General features: G+C 71.5%; 18 protein-coding genes. 9 read left to right on the top strand and 9 right to left on the bottom strand.

All coding sequences use genetic code 11. The features are described from left to right. Positions 1-41: 41 nt before the first annotated feature. Together QCZ28_RS27305 and QCZ28_RS27310 are read left to right on the top strand one after the other, a co-directional pair. A complete protein-coding gene (locus QCZ28_RS27305; RefSeq protein ID WP_279519317.1) occupies positions 42-1,067 on the top strand; it encodes an aspartate-semialdehyde dehydrogenase in 1,026 nt (341 codons plus the stop codon). 230 nt (positions 1,068-1,297) lie between these two features. Next, positions 1,298-1,738: a PPOX class F420-dependent oxidoreductase gene (locus QCZ28_RS27310; RefSeq protein ID WP_279519318.1), complete on the top strand. Its 441-nt coding sequence runs from the start codon at positions 1,298-1,300 to the stop codon at positions 1,736-1,738. Between the two features lie 10 nt (positions 1,739-1,748). Here the strand turns inward: QCZ28_RS27310 and QCZ28_RS27315 are convergent, their stop codons facing one another. Next, positions 1,749-2,330, bottom strand: coding sequence for a nucleotidyltransferase family protein (locus QCZ28_RS27315; protein ID WP_279519319.1), 582 nt, complete (start codon positions 2,328-2,330; stop codon positions 1,749-1,751). Positions 2,331-2,498: 168 nt separating this feature from the next. On the opposite strand from QCZ28_RS27315, the gene QCZ28_RS27320 reads away from it, so the two are divergent. The 6 genes from QCZ28_RS27320 to QCZ28_RS27345 all read left to right on the top strand — a co-directional run bounded on the left by QCZ28_RS27320 (position 2,499) and on the right by QCZ28_RS27345 (position 8,161). Continuing rightward, positions 2,499-2,915, top strand: coding sequence for a CBS domain-containing protein (locus tag QCZ28_RS27320; protein WP_030333361.1), 417 nt, complete (start codon positions 2,499-2,501; stop codon positions 2,913-2,915). 290 nt (positions 2,916-3,205) lie between these two features. Continuing rightward, positions 3,206-3,577 (top strand): SCP2 sterol-binding domain-containing protein, encoded by a 372-nt coding sequence (locus tag QCZ28_RS27325; protein ID WP_279519320.1) that lies wholly within the window; start codon positions 3,206-3,208, stop codon positions 3,575-3,577. Then, positions 3,577-5,637, top strand: a complete 2,061-nt coding sequence (locus QCZ28_RS27330) for a glycogen debranching N-terminal domain-containing protein (RefSeq protein ID WP_279519321.1) — start codon at positions 3,577-3,579, stop codon at positions 5,635-5,637. The genes QCZ28_RS27325 and QCZ28_RS27330 overlap by 1 nt, the downstream gene beginning before the upstream one ends. A gap of 97 nt (positions 5,638-5,734) precedes the next feature. After that, on the top strand, positions 5,735-6,487 hold the full coding sequence (locus tag QCZ28_RS27335; protein WP_279519322.1) for a lysophospholipid acyltransferase family protein: 753 nt from the start codon (positions 5,735-5,737) through the stop codon (positions 6,485-6,487). An 80-nt stretch (positions 6,488-6,567) separates the two neighbouring features. Next, positions 6,568-7,176, top strand: coding sequence for an isochorismatase family protein (locus tag QCZ28_RS27340; RefSeq protein ID WP_279519323.1), 609 nt, complete (start codon positions 6,568-6,570; stop codon positions 7,174-7,176). Positions 7,177-7,180: 4 nt separating this feature from the next. Further along, a complete protein-coding gene (locus QCZ28_RS27345) occupies positions 7,181-8,161 on the top strand; it encodes a DJ-1/PfpI family protein (RefSeq protein ID WP_279519324.1) in 981 nt (326 codons plus the stop codon). On the opposite strand, the gene QCZ28_RS27350 is transcribed toward QCZ28_RS27345, so the two are convergent. The 4 genes from QCZ28_RS27350 to QCZ28_RS27365 form a co-directional block, all read right to left on the bottom strand. After that, complete coding sequence (locus tag QCZ28_RS27350; protein ID WP_279519325.1) at positions 8,043-8,765, bottom strand: hypothetical protein; 723 nt, start codon at positions 8,763-8,765, stop codon at positions 8,043-8,045. The genes QCZ28_RS27345 and QCZ28_RS27350 overlap by 119 nt on opposite strands. Before the next feature lie 72 nt (positions 8,766-8,837). Continuing rightward, positions 8,838-9,551 carry a response regulator transcription factor gene (locus QCZ28_RS27355; RefSeq protein WP_279519326.1) on the bottom strand — a complete coding sequence of 238 codons (714 nt, stop codon included), beginning with the start codon at positions 9,549-9,551 and terminating at the stop codon, positions 8,838-8,840. Beyond that, on the bottom strand, positions 9,524-10,732 hold the full coding sequence (locus tag QCZ28_RS27360; RefSeq protein WP_279519327.1) for a hypothetical protein: 1,209 nt from the start codon (positions 10,730-10,732) through the stop codon (positions 9,524-9,526). Before QCZ28_RS27360 ends, QCZ28_RS27355 begins: the two co-directional genes overlap by 28 nt. Continuing rightward, a complete protein-coding gene (locus QCZ28_RS27365; RefSeq protein ID WP_347815136.1) occupies positions 10,722-11,900 on the bottom strand; it encodes an ATP-binding protein in 1,179 nt (392 codons plus the stop codon). The genes QCZ28_RS27360 and QCZ28_RS27365 overlap by 11 nt, the downstream gene beginning before the upstream one ends. Before the next feature lie 224 nt (positions 11,901-12,124). Between QCZ28_RS27365 and QCZ28_RS27370 the strand changes: the two genes are divergently transcribed. Then, positions 12,125-13,123 (top strand): hypothetical protein, encoded by a 999-nt coding sequence (locus tag QCZ28_RS27370; protein WP_279519329.1) that lies wholly within the window; start codon positions 12,125-12,127, stop codon positions 13,121-13,123. A 13-nt stretch (positions 13,124-13,136) separates the two neighbouring features. Here QCZ28_RS27370 and QCZ28_RS27375 read toward each other — a convergent pair whose 3' ends face one another. From QCZ28_RS27375 to QCZ28_RS27390, 4 genes are all read right to left on the bottom strand, one after another. After that, the gene (locus QCZ28_RS27375) at positions 13,137-13,343 is read right to left on the bottom strand and encodes a hypothetical protein (protein ID WP_279519330.1); all 207 of its coding nucleotides are present in this window, start codon (positions 13,341-13,343) and stop codon (positions 13,137-13,139) included. A 273-nt stretch (positions 13,344-13,616) separates the two neighbouring features. Further along, positions 13,617-13,925: a hypothetical protein gene (locus QCZ28_RS27380; RefSeq protein ID WP_279519331.1), complete on the bottom strand. Its 309-nt coding sequence runs from the start codon at positions 13,923-13,925 to the stop codon at positions 13,617-13,619. 655 nt (positions 13,926-14,580) lie between these two features. Further along, positions 14,581-16,140, bottom strand: a complete 1,560-nt coding sequence (locus tag QCZ28_RS27385) for a hypothetical protein (protein ID WP_279519332.1) — start codon at positions 16,138-16,140, stop codon at positions 14,581-14,583. After that, the gene (locus tag QCZ28_RS27390; protein WP_279519333.1) at positions 16,137-17,165 is read right to left on the bottom strand and encodes a bifunctional DNA primase/polymerase; all 1,029 of its coding nucleotides are present in this window, start codon (positions 17,163-17,165) and stop codon (positions 16,137-16,139) included. Before QCZ28_RS27390 ends, QCZ28_RS27385 begins: the two co-directional genes overlap by 4 nt. Between the last annotated feature and the right edge of the window lie 21 nt (positions 17,166-17,186).

A 17,186-nucleotide genomic window follows, 5' to 3' on the forward strand; every position in this document is an offset into this window, starting at 1 on the left:
GGGGTCCCGGTTCCGGGGGTCGGGTCGGTAGCCTCGCGGGCATGAGGATCGGCATTGTGGGAGCCACCGGCCAGGTCGGTGGCGTGATGCGGCAGGTGCTGGCGGAGCGGGAGTTCCCGGCGGAGCAGGTGCGGTTGTTCGCCTCGGCGCGGTCAGCCGGGCGTACGCTGCCGTGGCGCGACGGCGAGGTGATCGTCGAGGACGCGGCCAGCGCCGACTACTCCGGGCTGGACATCGTGCTCTTCTCGGCCGGTAAGGGCACCGCCCGGGAGTTGGCCCCCCGGGTCGCCGAGGCCGGCGCCGTCGTGATCGACAACTCCTCGGCGTTCCGGATGGACCCACAGGTGCCGCTGGTGGTCGCCGAGGTCAACCCGCACGCCGCACTGGACCGGCCGAAGGGCATCATCGCCAACCCCAACTGCACCACGATGGCCGCGATGCCGGTGCTGCGCCCGCTGCACGCCGAAGCCGGCCTGGTCGGCCTGGTCGTGTCGACGTACCAGGCGGTCTCCGGTGCCGGGCTGGCCGGCGTCGCCGAGCTGGACGAGCAGGTCCGCAAGGTCGCCGAGCACGCCACCGGGCTGGCCTTCGACGGGTCGGCCGTGGAGTTCCCCGCGCCGCGTTCGTTCGCCCAGCCGATCGCCTTCAACGTGCTCCCGCTCGCCGGCTCGATCGTCGACGACGGCTCGTTCGAGACCGACGAGGAGCAGAAGCTCCGCAACGAGAGCCGCAAGATCCTGGAGATCCCCGACCTGAGGGTCTCCGGTACCTGCGTCCGGGTCCCCGTCTTCACCGGGCACTCGCTCCAGATCAACGCCCGGTTCGCCCGGCCGCTCACCCCGCAGCGCGCCCACGAGCTGCTGGTCGACGCGCCCGGGGTGGCGTTGACCGACGTCCCGACGCCGTTGCAAGCCGCCGGCCAGGACCCGACCTACGTGGGCCGGATCCGCGCCGACGAGACGGTGGAGCACGGGCTGGCCCTGTTCTGCTCCAACGACAACCTGCGCAAGGGCGCCGCGCTCAACGCGGTGCAGCTCGCCGAGCTGGTCGCCGCCGAGCGCCGCTGACCGGCACGGGTCGCCACAGCGCAGGCCCCTCGACACCCGACAAGCACCGAGCCCTCGCCGCCCGTCGGCGAGGGCTCGCTGCCGTTCCGGGTGGTCGCACTGTCGTCGCGCGCGCTCGACCTCGGTCGCCCGAAAGCTCTGGACGAAGGCCAGCACCGGGTGGTCGCCCGCGAGGGCCGGCGGGTCGTGCTTGGATGGGTCGGAGACGATCGTCCAACCTGGAGGACAGCATGCCCGACGACCGCACCCAGCAGGCCTTGACCGACCTGGTGGCCGGCCACTCGATGGGCGTGCTCGCCACCATCAAGCGGGACGGTCGCCCGCAGCTGTCCAACGTGCTCTACTCCTTCGACCGGGACGCCGGCCTGATCCGGGTCTCGGTCACCGACTCGCGGGCGAAGACCGCCAACCTGCGCCGCGACCCCCGGGCCAGCTTCCACGTCAGCAGTCGGGACGGCTGGGCGTACGCGGTGGTCGAGGGTCGCGCCGAGCTGACCCCGCCGTCCGCCGAGCCCGGCGACGACACGGTCGAGGAGTTGGTGGCGCTCTACCGGGCGTTGAGCGGCGAGCACCCCGACTGGGACGAGTACCGCCAGGCCATGGTCGACGAGGGGCGGATCGTGCTGCGGTTGCACGTGGAGCGGCTCTACGGGATGCCGCCGAGAGGCTGAACCCGCCCGCTCAGCCCGGTTCCATCACGGTCACGCCGGGCCAACGCTGCGCCGGCCGGTGCCGGGCCAGCCGCCGCCGGGACAACGCCACACCCACCCGGGCCGGGTTGTGTCGCCACACCCCACCCAGCAGGTCCGCGAGGCCGTACGGCGCGCAGACCTCCAGCCGGTCGGCCGAGTCCAGGCGGACGGCCACCGCCGTCGCGTACTCCGGCCAGGTGGCCACCGCTTCGGCCACATCGCGGTACGGGGTGATCGGTTCGCCGCCGAACTTCGCCGCGTACCAGGTGTGCACCGCCGCCTGGTTGCGCGCCTCCCACGGCGGTTGCGGCCACGCCGCCGTCAGCCGGGCGGTGGCCCGGTCGTCGTCCTCGCGGGTCAGCCGGGTCGGGTCGAAGAAGACCACGTCCACGTCCCGGACCGTCGCCGGGTCGAACCCGTGTCCGTACCGATCGCCCCAGACCAGGTCGCGCAGGACGCCCGCGCCGATCCAGACGTCCGGCAGCCCCGAGTCGCGCACCACTGTCAGCGCCCGGGTCAACCACCGGTTGCCGGCGACCAGCTCCCGCAACTCCGACTCGTCCGCCGCCATCGGCCCACCGTAGGCGGCCACCCCGCGGCGCGCTGCCCCGGGCGGGTCGGCGCGTGGCGGGTCCGAGGTGCGGCGTGTGCGGCAGCGCCGGTAGCCACCGGCAGCCGGGCGTTACCCCGTGCCGGGCGGCGGGTAGACGGGCCGTGCCGACACCGAGAGGGGAGCACCATGACAACGGTCGGAGAGTTCATGACGACCCGGTTGGTGACGATGGACGGCAACGACACGCTCATCGCGGCCGCGCAGGAGATGCGTGACAGCGCGATCGGAGATGTGGTGGTGACCGACGGCGACAGTGTGGTCGGCATCGTCACGGACCGGGACATCACGGTCCGGGGTGTCGCGGAGAACATGGACCCGGGCTCGACCCGGTTGAACCAGATCACCACTCGCGACGTGATCACGGTGAGTCAGTACGACGACGCCGTGGCCGCCGCCGACCTGATGCGGACGTACGCCGTACGCCGGTTGCCGGTGATTGACGACGGACGCCTGGTTGGCCTGGTCTCGATGGGTGACCTCGCGGTCGAGCGTGAACCGCAGTCGGTCCTGGCCGACATCAGCGCCGACGACCCGAACAACTGACCGTCCGCCGCGCCAGACGCGCGCCGGCTCTCCCCCAGGGGAGAGCTGGCGCGCGTCCTGTCCCCCCACCTCCCACCCCTCCCCGCGTGATCAAGAAGTTTGCGTCACGACACGCCCACGGTGGTGACGTGAACTTCTTGATCACCGAAGCAAGGGGGGTCACCCGATTCGGGCGAGGTTGGGCGGGGGAGCGGCGGGGACCCGTGCGGGGACGTGCAACGCCGGCCGTCCGCGCGACGCGAGCGCGGTGGGTGGGATCCCCGGCCCGGCAACTGGGAGGAGTGGACCCGATGGTGGACGCGACCACGAGGTTCTTCGAGGACCTGGACCGGCGGGGGTACGAACCCCTGCTGGCCAAGACCTCCGGGACGCTGCGGATCGACCTGCACGAGGGGGCGCAGACCCGGCACTGGCTGCTGAGGATCGATCGCGGCCGGCTGAACGTCAGCCAGGAGGACCAGGAGGCCGACACGGTGATCGGCGCCAGCCCGGTCCTCTTCGACGACATCGCCTCGGGGCGCGAGCACGGCCTGGCCGCGCTGCTGCGCGGCGACATGACCGCATCGGGTGACCTTCGGCTGGTCGTACAGGTGGAGCGGATCTTCCCTGGGTCACCGGACGCCCGTGGGCCACGTCGACGTTTCGCCGGGGAGGTGCACTGATGGGGCAGAGCAACACGATCCGGATCCTGGACGGCAACACGTTCGTCGTCTGCGAGGACACCGGTGACATCGAGGCGACGCCGAGCGAGCCCACCGGGCTCTTCTCCATCGACACCCGTTTCCTGTCGACCTGGGTGCTGACCGTCAACGGCGAGCGACTCAACTCGCTCTCCTTCGACGACCTGCAGTACTTCGAGTCGCGCTTCTTCCTGGTCCCCGGGATGGCCACGCACTACGTGGACGCGAAGCTGTCGATCATCCGGGAGCGCGCGGTGGGCGGCAGCTTCCGGGAGCAACTGACCATTCTCAACCACGACGAGAAGCCGGTCGACCTGGAAGTCCGGATGGACGCGGCGTCGGACTTCGCCGACCTGTTCCAGGTCAAGGACGAGATCCTGAACAAGAAGGGCGAGATCTACACCGAGGTGGAGCCGGACCGGCTGCGGCTGGGCTACCGGCGGGGCAACTTCCGGCGGGAGACGGTGATCTCGTCGTCGATGTCGGCCCGGTACGACAGCAAGGGTTTCGCGTACACCGTCCACCTTGAGCCGAACGAGCAGTGGGAGGCCTCGATCGAGGTCGAGACCAACGCGGTCGGGCCCACCGGCCGGGACCTTCGTCTGGGGCTGCGCAAGCACGACATCGAGCGGCTCGCTCTCCAGCACGACCTGGAGCAGTGGATCGCCGACGCGCCGAAGGTAAACAGTGAGCACGGCCGGGTGGCCAGCACGTACCGGCGCAGCCTGATCGACCTGGCGGCGCTGCGCTTCCCGCCGCTGTCACTGGGCGGCGCCACCCTGCCGGCCGCCGGCCTGCCCTGGTTCATGACCATGTTCGGCCGGGACAGCATCCTCACCTGCCTGCAGACGCTGCCGTTCACCCCGCACCTGTCGAAGACGACGCTGCGCATCCTGGCGTCCCTGCAGGGCAGCCGGTTCGACGACTTCCGGGACGAGGACCCGGGGCGCATCCTGCACGAGATGCGCTACGGCGAAACCGCCGCCTTCGAGGAGCAGCCCCACTCGCCGTACTACGGCTCGGTGGATGCGACGCCGCTGTTCATCGTGCTGCTCGACGAGTACGAGCGGTGGAGCGGGGACGTCGAGCTGGTCAGGGAGCTGGAGCAGGAGTCCCGGGCGGCGCTGAGGTGGATCGACAACTACGCCGACCTGGTCGGCAACGGCTACATCTGGTACGAGCGCCGCAACACCGACACCGGCCTGGAGAACCAGTGCTGGAAGGACTCCTGGGACTCGATCTCCTACTCCGACGGCACGCTGCCGCCGTTCCCACGGGCAACCTGCGAGGTGCAGGGGTACGCGTACGACGCGAAGGTCCGGGCGGCCCGGTTGGCTCGCGAGTTCTGGGGTGACCCCGAGTTCGCCGACCAACTGGAGCGGGAGGCGGCGCAGCTCAAGGAGCGGTTCAACCGGGACTGGTGGGTGGACGACGGCGAGTACTTCGCCCTGGCCCTGGACCCGGACGGCCGCCAGTGCGACATCCTCAGCTCCAACATCGGCCACCTGCTGTGGAGTGGGATCGTCGAGCCCGAGCGGGCGGAGAAGCTCGCCGCACACCTGGTCGGGCCGCGGCTGTTCTCCGGCTGGGGGGTGCGGACGCTCGCCGAAGGGGAGGCGCGGTACAACCCCATCGGCTACCACAACGGCACGATCTGGCCGTTCGACAACTCGTTCATCGCCTGGGGTCTGCGCCGCTACGGCTTCGCCGAGGAGGCCGCGACCATCGCCAACGGCATCCTGGACGCGGCAACGTACTTCGACGGCCGGTTGCCGGAGGCGTTCGGCGGCTACCCGCGGGAGCTGACCAAGTTCCCGGTGGAGTACCCGACGGCGTGCAGCCCGCAGGCGTGGTCGACGGGCGCCCCGCTGTTGTTGCTGCGCACCATGCTCGGTCTGGAACCGCACGAGGGTCACCTGGCGGTCGAGCCCCGGCTGCCGGTCGGGATGGGCCGCATCGAGGTGTTGGACATCCCGGGTCGGTGGGGTCGGGTGGACGCGTTCGCCCGGGGTCGACTGGACCTGGACGCCCTCACCGACTGACCGAATCGACAGCCGGACCGGCGGTGGCGCGCACCACCCGTGCCGCCGCCGGTTCGCCACCCAGCCGATCTCCAGCCGGTCAGGGTAGATTCTGCGAATGCCGGAGCTCGTGTACCCGCCCGTTATCGCCACCGCCAAGACGCTGTTCCGGGTCCTCGACCTGAAGATCACCATCGAGGGCGCCCACCACGTACCCCGCACTGGTGGGGCGGTGCTGGCCAGCAACCACGTGAGCTACCTCGACTTCATCTTCGCCGGTCTGGGCGCCAACGCGTCGGGTCGGCTGGTTCGGTTCATGGCCAAGGAGTCGGTCTTCAACCACCGGATCTCCGGCCCGCTGATGCGCGGCATGCGGCACATTCCGGTGGACCGGCAGGCCGGCGCGGCCTCGTTCCGCGCCGCCGTGAGCGCGCTCAAGCAGGGCGAGGTCGTCGGTGTCTTCCCGGAGGCGACGATCAGCCGGTCGTTCACCGTCAAGGAACTCAAGAGCGGCACGGTCCGGATGGCCCGCTCGGCGAAGGTGCCGGTGCTGCCCGTCGCGTTGTGGGGCACCCAGCGACTCTGGACCAAGGGCCGCCCGCGCACCCTGACCCGCCGGCACACGCCGATCACCATCCTGATCGGCGAGCCGATCAACCCGGCGGACTTCCCCGATCCGAACGAGCTGGCCGCCGAGCTGACCACCCGGCTCAGCGCCCTCGTCGACCGGGCGCAGCGGGACTACCCGGACACTCCGGCCGGCCCGGACGACACCTGGTGGCAGCCCGCGCACCTCGGTGGCAGCGCGCCCACACCGGAAGAGGCCGCCGCGCTGGACGCCGCCGCCGAAGAACGCACCCCCACCGTCTGACGCCGGGTTGGCCGGATCGTTCCGCACCCGGGCAGGATGGTGTCTGCCGGTGTGAACGTCGTCGGACCAGTATCGAGGTCATGAGCAGAGCAGCACTCGTCGTGATCGACGTACAGGAGTCCTTCCGTCAGCGCCCGATCTGGGCGTACGGCTCCAACCCCGACATGATCCGCCAGGTCGACCGGCTGGTGGCTGCCGCCCGGCAGCGCGGCGACCTGGTGGTCTGGGTCCTGCACTCGGAGCCCGGCACGGGCGGGTTGTTCGACCCCGCCCTCGGGTACGTGCGGCTGATCGACGGTCTGGTCCCCGCCGAGGGTGAGCCGACCCTGGTCAAGACGGCGCACAACGCGTTCACCACCACGAACCTCCAGCAGCTGCTCACCCAGGCGGGCATCACCGACATCACCGTCTGCGGCATCCGCACCGAGCAGTGCGTGGAGACCACCACCCGGGTCGGCGCCGACCTCGGCTACCGGATGACCTTCGTCACCGACGCCACGCTGACCTTCCCCATCCCGCACCGGGACCTGCCGGACACCGCCACCGTCGCGGAGATCCTCGCCGACCCGCGCACCCTGACCAACGAGGAGATCGTGACCCGCACCGAGTACGCGCTCGCCGGTCGCTTCGCGACCATCCGGACCGTGGACGAACTGGTCGGGGCGACCCTCGTCGGCAGCGGGGGCTGACCTGGTGACCCGGGTCGTCTTCCTGCTGGTCCCACAGCTGCACCTGCTGGACCTGGCCGGGCCGGCCCAGGTCTTCTCCAGCGCCGCCGACCTGGGGTACGACTACCAGCTGCACTACGTCGCGGAACGCGAACAGGTGCCGACTGTGCAGGGCGTACCGCTGGTCGCCGACACCCGGTGGCCCGAGCTGGCCCCGGACGACCTGGTGATAGTGCCCGGCTGGCGGCCGGCGGCGCACGGGCCCCAGGGGCCGGTGTCCCCCGGCGACCTGCGGCGGCTCGCCGCGCACCACGCGGCCGGCGGCACGGTGGCCAGCGTCTGCGCCGGGGCGTACGCGCTCGGCCGGGCCGGGCTGCTCGACGGCCGCCGCTGCACCACCCACCACGAGGTGCAGGACGACCTGGCGCGCCGGCACCCGGCGGCCCAGGTCGTCCGCGACGTGCTGTACGTGGTGGACGACCGGGTGGTCACCTCGGCGGGCATCGCCAGTGGCATCGACGTGGCGCTGCACCTGGTGGCGACCCGGCACGGCCCGGCGACCGCCGCGAAGATCGCCCGCACGCTGGTCGTCTACGCCCGCCGCAACGGGCACGAGCCGCAGGCCAGCGCCCTGATGCGGCACCGTTCCCACCTGTCCGACTCGGTGCACCGGGTGCAGGATCTGATCGACAGCCGGTACGCCGAGCCCCTGCCGCTGGCCGAACTGGCCGCCACCGGCGGCGTTGCCGAACGAACACTGACCCGGCTGTTCCGGGCGAGCACCGGCCTCACCCCGCTGGGCTATCAGCAGCTGCTCCGGGTGGAACGGGCCGAGCACCTGATCGGGCACGGCAGCACCGTGGAAGCCGCCGCGCGGGCCGTCGGTTTCACCGATGCCCGGATGCTGCGCCGCCTGCGAGCCCGCCCCACGAGGTCGGCTCCGGTCTTGACCGGTAGTAGTCGTCCCGGGAGTGGAACTCCACCGGCAACGAGCCGGGCAGCGTGATCCGGGTGTCGCCGGCGAGCAGACCGGGGCCGGCCCGCAGCAGCAGCACGTCGCGTTCCTGGGCTGAGAGGTCGACCAGCTGCGGACGGTTGAGCCGGAACAGGGCCACTGCCCGGCGGACCTGCCGGGCCAGCGCCACGACCTCGGCGGCGGCTCCGCTGAGCGCCAACGCCGGTTGCTGGATGGTGCGCAGCGCGTCGCAGACGATCAGCAGTTGCAGCGGTGCGTCAGGGGTGGTCGCCGACAGCTCCAACCGGGACGGCCACTGCCAACGGATCTGCCCGCTCATCAGGCCGTTGAGCCGAGCGGGCGGCCGGGCGCGGTGCGTGCCGTCGGCGACGAGCGACAGCTGGGAGCCGCTGCCCACCCAACAGATCCGCTGGTCGGTGACGGTCACCTCGACCGGCTCGGGAAGCTCCCAGCGGCGTCGTACCTCGCTCGGCCCGAGCAGGTAGCCCGCGACCAGCAGCCGATGTCGCCCGAGCAATCGTTCACCGGGCCTCGGTCGCAGGTGGTAACGGCGGTCCAGGGTCGGGCCCACGTCGTCGTCCGGGGCGTCGAACCGGTGGGGACCGATGAAGAACGGGGACGCATCGGAGTGCATCGTCACGACCTTCCGGTCAGCTGGCTGTGAAGAGAAGCCTCGCGGACCGCAGCGCCCCTGTCATGACGCCTGTTAGGGGGTCGGCCGGTCGTGCGTCGCCTGTGACCGGTAGATGCCGATCTCCTCCGGGCGGACGAGACCGTCCTCGATCGCACGGGCGAGTAGTGCTGCCTTTGTGGCGGCTGGCCGCCCCGCCCGGGTGTACTTGATCCGCGCACGGTCGACGTACTGCTTCACGGTGTGCTCGCTGATCTGCATCCGCCGAGCCACCGACGCCTTGGACATCGACTGGAACCAGAGCAGCAGCGCCTCACGCTCCTTGTCGGACAGCATCGGCCGGTCCGGTCGCGGGTCGCCGACCATCGCACCGGCCAGCGCCGGCGGCACGTAGGGGCGGTCGTTCGCGGCGGCCAGCACCGTCTCCACGCAGTGTTCCCGGCCCTCGTGCTTGGCCAGGAACGCCACCGCCCCGGCGTCCAGCGCGGCCAGCATCGTCTGCGGGTCGGTGTGCTCCGAATAGACCACCACCCGCCGCCCGGCGGCGCTCAGCTCGGCCAACTTGTCCAACGCCATCCGCCCGTGCAACCGCAGGTCGAGCAGGACGACGGCGGCGTCCGGGGCGGCCCGCAGCACCTCGTCCGGGTCGTCACCGGTGGCGAGCACAGTGAGGCGCGGCTCGGTGGCGAGCCAGGCGCGGACCCCCTCGACCACCACCGGGTGGTCGTCGACGATCGCCACCCCGACCGGCTGATCGCCGCTCACCGCCGCCATCGGGTCTGCGCCCATCTGATGTTCCCGTCCCGTTCGTAGAGGTACTGCACCGGCCCGTCGTCACGCTCCCCGTGCGGTGGGCCGGTCGCCTCCGGGCCTTCCCGGTCCGGCGTGACCAGGCTGACCACCACCTCGTCCGGGCCGGAGACCACTGTCAGCCGCGCCCATTCCGGGGCGTCGGCGAGGGTGCCGGTGAGCGGGTCGGCCAGCCGGCGGCGGACCTCCACCGGCAGCGGCGGCGGGGTGCCGATGGTGACCAGGTCGATCGGCAGGCCGCTGCGTTCCGCCAGGTCGGCGGCGGCGCGCAACTCGTGCAGCAACGGGTCGGGCACATCGTCGGACTCGGCGATCAGCCGGCGTAGCCGGGCGGCGGCCAGCATGCACCGACGCTGCACCTCCGGGTCGCCCGGGTCGGCCTGCCCGGCGGCCAGGTCACCGAGGACCCGCCCGGCCGCCGAACTGACCAGGGTGAGCCGGTCGCGGCGTTCCTGGCGGCCACGCTCGGCGGCATCCCGCTCGGCGGCCATCGCGTGACCGGCGGCCGAGACGGCGGCCCGCTCCCGAGCCAGGCCGACGATGACGGCGCTGCCCACGAAGACCGCCACCGGCAGCGAGAACGTGCCGTAGACGTACATCACGTAGCGGGCCACGTCGGCCGGGTCGGCGCCGTGCCCCAGCACGGCCACCAGGGCGATCAGGGCGTGCGTGCTCAGCAGGGCGATCAGCCCCAGCACGCGCTGGCCCCACACCGCCAGCACGAAGAACCAGCCGAGCGTGCCCCACACCCAGTTGGCGGCCGTGAACAACTGCCGATCCCCGGCCGCCGCAAAGACGGCCGCGTCGACGACCAGCAGCAACACGGCCAGCGGCCACGGCGGCAGCGGCGAGCCCTGCAGCAGTCGTACCCCGGCCACCGCGCCGGTCACGGCGACCAGTATCCAGGCGCCGAGCACCACCGCTGGCGCGGCGAACTCCGCGCGGGCGGCCAGCACCGCCGGCAGCGCGATCGCGACGTGCCAGGCCAACGCGATGACGACGGCGGCGATCCGGGCGCCCCGGTCGGAGGCGTGGGCGACGGCGGCCGGCGCGGCGAGCGCCTCGGGGGAGACCGGCTCCCGGGGCGTCGGAACGGCGGCCCGGGTCGGTGCCTCCGGAGCGTCGGTGAGGTGCGCAGGGGCGTTCAGGTCAGCCGACACCGGGCCACTCCAGTCGAATCCGGGTGCCCGTCCCGACCGCCGAGTGCACCTCGGCGCGCCCACCGACGGTGGCCATCCGGCCGCGGATGGACTCGCGCAACCCGTACCGGTGCGGTGGGACGGTGGCCAGGTCGAAGCCGGGACCGTCGTCGGCGACCTCGACCACCACGCCGATCGCGTCGCGGGCCAGACGCAGCGTGGCCTCGGCGCCAGGCGCGTGGCGGACCACGTTGGACAGCGCCGCGTAGGCGCTCTCGCTGATCGCGTCGGCCACCCCGACCGGGACCGCGCAGGACGTCAGGTCCAGCCGTACCGCGAGCTCGGGCAGCCGTTCGACCACCGACCGCAACCGTCCGTCGAGCGGGACCGGGCCGTCGCCGGCCACCGGGCCGACGTCGCTGAGCGAGACGAGGGTACGCAGGTCGGCCGCGCACCGGTCCCGGAAGACGACCGAGGGACCGGCCACCGCGCCCAGCCCCACCATGGTCAACGTTCCCAGCACGGTGTCGTGCAGGTCGCGGTTCTGCTGGCGTTCGGCCTCGCGGGCGGCGCGGGCGACCAACGCCTCCCGGGTCAGCCGCTGGTGTGCGGCGAAGGCGCGGTCCGCCCGGCCGATGCGTCGCCGCATGACCCCCGCCATCATCGCCGTGCACGCGGTCTGCGCCAGCAGCGTGGCCGCGTGCGCCCGCGCCTCGGTGGGGTTGCCGGCCGCCTGCGCGCCGGTCACGTAGGTGACGATCACGAGCAGCCCGGCGGGGATCGACCAGCGCGCCAGGGCGGTGGCCTGTGTGTTGATCACTGTGGTGCTGGCCAGCACGGCGATCCAACTGCCCTCGCCGGGCAGCACCTCGGGCGCCACCAGCACGGGCATGAGGAGGCAGGCCGACGCGGTGACCGCGACGTCACCGGCGACGAGGGCGGGGCCGATGCCGTGGCGCAACGCGCGGTGGGCGTACCAGAGGGACCAGCCGGTCAGCACGCCGACAGCGGGCAGCAACACCGCCTGCTCGACCGGCGGGGTCTGCACGGACACGGCCACCGCAGCGCCGAACAGCCCGCAGGTCAGCCGCAGCAACGCCGGCAACGTGGTGAAGATGAGGCCCAGGGCCCCGCCGGCCGGATTGTCCAACGTGGGCGGCGGCACGGCTGGAGTGGCAACGGCCGGCATCGGGAAGTGCCCTTCCGACAACGACCCGGTCCGGGTCCACACGAAGCAGATCGACATCGGACAATAGCATGTCGGCTGACATCTGATGACCCCTAGTGTACGGAGTGTCGCTAATGTGTCACTCTGTGCCCGCGGCTCGGGGTGGCCGCACGGGTGCCGCGACCGGTCGGAACCGAGCGCACCTGCCGTCCGTCTCATCCTCGGGTGAAAGGATGGTGAGCCGGATGCGCTCGTCCCGGACGGTACTGGCGGTGGCACTGCTCGGCATGGCACTGAGCGGCTGCGGTGGCACGGAGAACGGGCCGGGCGAGGCTGCCGGGCCCGCCCCGGCCCAGATCGTCGACAAGTGGACCTCCTGCGCCAAGGATGCCCCCCGAGCCGGCGAGACAATCACGCTGCCGGGCACGCCGACGTCACCACCAGCCTCGAAAGAACCGACGACCGGTCCGATCGACCCCACGTTCACCCCGGTAGCGGCCGTGATCTGCGGGCGGGAGACCCGGCCGGGCCACCGGGGCGGCCAGCAGCAGATGGCCACCGAGCGGCGCGCCGAGGAGATCGGACCGCTGCTCGCCGCGCTGCGCCTGCCCAGCGAGCCGACCGGCGGAAAGGTCGCCTGCACCCTCGACATGGTCGTCCCGCCGTGGCTGGCCCTCCTGGACGACCGGGGGCGTTGGCTGCGCCCCCAGATCCCGACCGACGCCTGCGGCAAGCCGCGCCGCGAGGTCATCGCGGCCCTGGCCGGGCCGCAGTGGAGCACTGTGGACACCCGTACCATCGGGCAGGTCGAATCCGCGGCGGCCGAGGCCGCCGGATGCGCCCAGCAGTGGACGGACATGGTGTGGGTGGAAACCAGGAGCCGTCGCCCCGGGCCGGCCGGGCCGGTCGCCCGACCGGCCGCCGGGCCGCTGCGCCTCTGCGTCTACCAGGTGCCCGAGTCGCTCCAGGAGGGCGAAAAGCCTGCCGGCGACTTCGTGTACGGCGGGCCACTGCCAACCGAGCGCCAGGCGGGCGTGCTCCGGGCGCTGAACAACCGCCGGGCGGTGGTCGACTGTGCCACCCCGGCGACCCGCTTCGCGGTGCTGCGACCACTCGACGGGGAACGCCCCGACTGGTACGTGGAACTCGACGGCTGCCGACGGTTCCTCGTCACGCCACCGATCGGTGCAGCCCAGCTCGGCCAGGGTGACGACGCGCTGGTCGAGCTGCTGGGGCCGATCTGATCCGGCCGCCCGGTCACCAGGTGTCCGGGCGGTCGGGGTCGGCGGCCGGCCGGTACCCGCCGAGGACCGCCAAGCCCTCCGCCTCGGTGTAACCGTCCCGCCGCTCACTGTCGGCCGGCATCCGGAAGGTCTCAGTGAACCCGAGACCGGTGTAGAACTCGGCGGCGCGGGAGACGTCCTCGCTGAACAGGATCACCTGAGGAGTACGGAACATCGACACCTGACGACGCTATCAACGAAGTCGCCCCTCGCCATGCCTGCGATTCTCCGTCGCCGGGCAGAGAGAGCAGGTCAACCCTGCTGCGTGAAGGTGCGCCCGGCAGGATTCGAACCTGCGGCCTTGGGATTAGAAGTGGTATTCGCGGTGGCGGCTGTGGTTTCACAGGCTTCCTGAACTGCGTGAAACCCTTCTGTAGTTGCTTCCTGTTGCGCTAGCGACCCGTGGTTCCGCACCACGCGTGGCACCACGGGCCGTCCGCGCTAACGGTCCTGCCTATGCAGATGGGGATGCCTCCGGAGCTGGCACGGACCCCGAAGGAGTGGCCGTGCCAGCGCTCTCGCTCGGCACCGGATCTCCCGGGACCGGCTTTGGCTTGCCGCTGACGCAGCTATCGACGAAGAACTCCTTGACCTGATCGAACCATTCTTCCCGGTTGTCGTAGGTGTCAACGTTGGGGGCGTCGTTGGCGCTGAGCCCCCCGTAGGCGCGGTCGCACCGCTCCCTATCGATGGTGGCTTCCTGGCTCTTGATCAGGGCGTGGGTGTCCGCGCCACGTTGAGCCACCGTGCGCAGGTACTCCATCCGCTCGTCGTACGAGGCTGACTTTGTGCATGCGGCCAGCGATGTGGTCAGAGAGAGAGCTAACGCGGCTACTGCTACGGAGCGTGTCTTCATGGGCGCGGAGTGTATCAATGCTTCTTGATGTCCGGTGCCCCCTGGAACGCGCTTCGCCTGTACTTGCCCCGACTGTCATCGTGCACCGCAACGCCCACTTTGGCTTGTCTAGAGCGCCGGTGGCGGGGCGTTCCGGCTGGGCGAGGGTCAGGCGGTGGGTCGAGCAGTCGTATCGATGAGGGTTGCTAGAGCGGCCCGCTGAGAGCGTCGTAGAGCCAAGATTTCGCGCGGGTCGGTGTTCGGTGATGCGTCGTTCGGCTCCCGGGCTCTCAGCGGGTCGGTCTGCGCGGTCCGGTTGCGCTGGTCGGTGCTCGTTGTGGGAGGGGCTGAACCATCTCCGCATCTCCGCATCTCCGCAAACATGGCCGTGAGCTGGGCGAATGCTTGCGGAGATAGAGCGGAGTGGTGAGGGGTCATCTCCGCAAAGAGCCGAGATCTCCGCAGTTGGTTGCGGAGATGCGGAGATCGATGAACCTCTCTGGTCTGATCTCCGCAGAGTGTTTCCCCAGGTGGTGAGGGGTCGGTGCGGCGTTGCGGAGATGCGGAGATGGTTCAGCGGGGTTCACCCCTCGTGCCGCTCGACCCAGAACACCGACCGATCCCCCCGGTCGTTGCGGCCAGCACGGACGACGTGCTCACCGCGCCACCGCCCGGCCTGCCCGGTCAGGAGTCGGCCAAGTTGCAGCGGGTTGGGTAGCCGCCCGTTGTGGGTGGTGATGAACTGCCCATCCCACGGGTCGTTCACGTCGCTACCGAGGTGCATCGGCTCGCCGTCTTGCCGCAGCTCGGCGGCGGTCATCGCACGGCCGCCGTGGCGGTCGTGCCAGCAAGTGAGGAACGCGCGCCAGCGCGTTTCGTCCTCATCGATCTCACGAATGTCAGCGGCGTTGGTGAGGAATCCGTCGATGCCGTGATGGGCGAGGAACCCGCCGAGAGCCTGCGCCCACGGGGTGAACTGCCGCATCGACAACCCGCCCACCCGAGGTGCACCCCGCCGCGTCCAATCGAGCACCAGCACCAACAGGTGCCACAGGACGGTGAGTTGGTTCGCCGGGTCGGTGATCCACTGGTCAAGGTGCGGGATACCGAACCCACGCTGGTCGCGCAACTCCGGGCGGGGCATGTCCGGGTCGAGACGCACCCGCACCGCGCGCGACGCCATGTCCCCACCGACCTGGAGGTTGTTGCCGGTGGCCATCCAGAGCCGGTCGTTGACGGTGGCGACGTTGCGCGACGCACCCAACTGCCGGTCAGACCACACGCCCGAGGTGACGAGCTGGGCGAGCACGGCCGAGTCGATGACGGTTCCCTCAGCCAGGTTGTCCCAGATCACCACACCGACCTGCTCGGCCAGCACCGCCGTGATGGACTTGCGCAGTTCCTCATCCGAGTAGGCCCAGGTCATGACCCGCTGCCCGTAGAGCATCCCCGGCCCAGCGGTCAGGATCGTCTTACCCGATGACGGCATGGTCGCGTCGATCAGCGCGAACGGCGTCAGGGACCGGGTGAAGTGCCGCAGGATCGGCGTGGCCAGCAACGCCACATAGTTAGCCCGATCAGCCGCGGACGCCCATGGGAAGTCCCGCAGGAACCGATCCAGTAGGAACGTGCGCGCCTCGTCGACCTGCTCCGGGGTCGGTTCGTCCGGCACGGGCGGCAGAGCGACTTTCGATGCCAGGTAGAGGCCGGTCGCCGGGTCGTAGCCGGGCTGCTGCAACAGGGTGCCGTCCCGGCGCAGCACCGGAGCGCCGATGATCCCGCGCAGCGGCGGCACGCCTGGCCACGTCTTCCCGGCCAGCACCGAGGACAGGATGTCCCGGGGTGGGGTCACCTCGTCTTCGTACATTTCGGGGTCGCCGGTGTCGCTCTTGCGGGTCTTGAGCCGGTACACGTAGGCGTGCTCGGCCAGCAACCCGGCCAACCCGGCAGGGTTGACCATGCTGGCCGACACCGGCAGCGGCGAGTCCTCATCGGCGGCGGTCGCCAGCCCACCGGACACGGCCTCCATGTGCACCAGGGAACCGGCGGACACGTAGGTGTCGGGTAGCAACCCGTCGACCAGCGCCGCCTTGAGCACGCGGATCGTTTCGGGGCCAGAGCCGATCTGCAACCGGGTCGTCATGCCGCCGCCCTCCCCACCCCTGCCAGGCTGCGCGGGTTGTTCGCGCCGGTCCGCAGGCCCGACGCGATCGTGCGCGCGACTTCCCCAGCCGGCAGGCCGAGCGACAACGCGGCCGGTTCCAACACGGCGCTCACGTCGGCGGCGGTGAGCGCACCTCCCGCCACGAGCTGCCCGAGCGCCACGGCTGAGGCGAACAGGGCGTGATTGCGCTGCCCCTCCGGGGCGGCGGTGAGGTGGTCGACCTGCCGGCGGATCGCTGCCGCGAGGTACGCGCCGCGCCGATCGGCCGGCAGCGCCACCGGGGCCGGGCGGTGCGCGGGTCGCGGGGCGGGGGCGAGCAGCCCAGCCACCCACGCGGGCAGTGGCGCGGGGTCGCAGTCCAACGCCACCTCGTAGGGGTGGCCGGCAGCGGTGCTGCCAGCGGCGACGACGTAGCCGCCGTGGGCGCGGGTGTCGACCTTCCAGCCCAACCCGCCCCGGTCGCCGGTGGTGTTGCGCAGCAGCGGCCCGCCGTTGGGGTGGCGGTAGTAGAGGTGACTGCCGCCGCTGGCCGTGGTCACGGTGTACGTGGCGTCGATACCGCCCCGCAGCGGCGCGTCAGGGCCGATTCCGTCGAACGGGTCGAGCGGGGTGCCGTGCCGGGCGGCGAGGGCGCCGAACACGTCCAGGCCGTCACACGCCCCGGCCCACTGCGGCGGCGGGGTGTCGTCGGCGTGCTTGGGCACGTCGAGGTCGACCACAACCAGCCCGGACGGGCCGCAGGCAATGCCGATCCCGTAGGGGCGGGTCGACCATGCCCGGCGGATGCGCTCGGGGTCGGTGGTGGCGCGTTCCTCCCAGCCGACGTGGCGGCCGGCGGCGCGGCAGCGCGGGTCGGTGCGGGGGCAGTGCTCGGCGGTGCAGCGGTTGGGAAACGCGGGCCGCTTGGCGTGGTCCGGTTCGCCCGGTCGGTCGTCGGGACGCAGGGGAAAGACGTGCCAGCCGCGCCCAGCGTGTGCAAGCGCGGCGGTCAACAGGTCAGGCATGGGGGATCTCCCAAGGCTCGG

This window comes from Micromonospora sp. DH14 (genome assembly GCF_029809455.1).
Classification (GTDB): domain Bacteria; phylum Actinomycetota; class Actinomycetes; order Mycobacteriales; family Micromonosporaceae; genus Micromonospora; species Micromonospora parva.

Coding starts and splice junctions, on each gene's coding strand:
- QCZ28_RS27305 (WP_279519317.1), top strand. CDS start 42: ATGAGGATCGGCATTGTGGGAGCCACCGGCCAGGTCGGTGGCGTGATG.
- QCZ28_RS27310 (WP_279519318.1), top strand. CDS start 1,298: ATGCCCGACGACCGCACCCAGCAGGCCTTGACCGACCTGGTGGCCGGC.
- QCZ28_RS27315 (WP_279519319.1), bottom strand. CDS start 2,330: ATGGCGGCGGACGAGTCGGAGTTGCGGGAGCTGGTCGCCGGCAACCGG.
- QCZ28_RS27320 (WP_030333361.1), top strand. CDS start 2,499: ATGACAACGGTCGGAGAGTTCATGACGACCCGGTTGGTGACGATGGAC.
- QCZ28_RS27325 (WP_279519320.1), top strand. CDS start 3,206: ATGGTGGACGCGACCACGAGGTTCTTCGAGGACCTGGACCGGCGGGGG.
- QCZ28_RS27330 (WP_279519321.1), top strand. CDS start 3,577: ATGGGGCAGAGCAACACGATCCGGATCCTGGACGGCAACACGTTCGTC.
- QCZ28_RS27335 (WP_279519322.1), top strand. CDS start 5,735: ATGCCGGAGCTCGTGTACCCGCCCGTTATCGCCACCGCCAAGACGCTG.
- QCZ28_RS27340 (WP_279519323.1), top strand. CDS start 6,568: ATGAGCAGAGCAGCACTCGTCGTGATCGACGTACAGGAGTCCTTCCGT.
- QCZ28_RS27350 (WP_279519325.1), bottom strand. CDS start 8,765: ATGCACTCCGATGCGTCCCCGTTCTTCATCGGTCCCCACCGGTTCGAC.
- QCZ28_RS27355 (WP_279519326.1), bottom strand. CDS start 9,551: ATGGGCGCAGACCCGATGGCGGCGGTGAGCGGCGATCAGCCGGTCGGG.
- QCZ28_RS27365 (WP_347815136.1), bottom strand. CDS start 11,900: ATGCCGGCCGTTGCCACTCCAGCCGTGCCGCCGCCCACGTTGGACAAT.
- QCZ28_RS27370 (WP_279519329.1), top strand. CDS start 12,125: ATGCGCTCGTCCCGGACGGTACTGGCGGTGGCACTGCTCGGCATGGCA.
- QCZ28_RS27380 (WP_279519331.1), bottom strand. CDS start 13,925: ATGGAGTACCTGCGCACGGTGGCTCAACGTGGCGCGGACACCCACGCC.
- QCZ28_RS27385 (WP_279519332.1), bottom strand. CDS start 16,140: ATGACGACCCGGTTGCAGATCGGCTCTGGCCCCGAAACGATCCGCGTG.
- QCZ28_RS27390 (WP_279519333.1), bottom strand. CDS start 17,165: ATGCCTGACCTGTTGACCGCCGCGCTTGCACACGCTGGGCGCGGCTGG.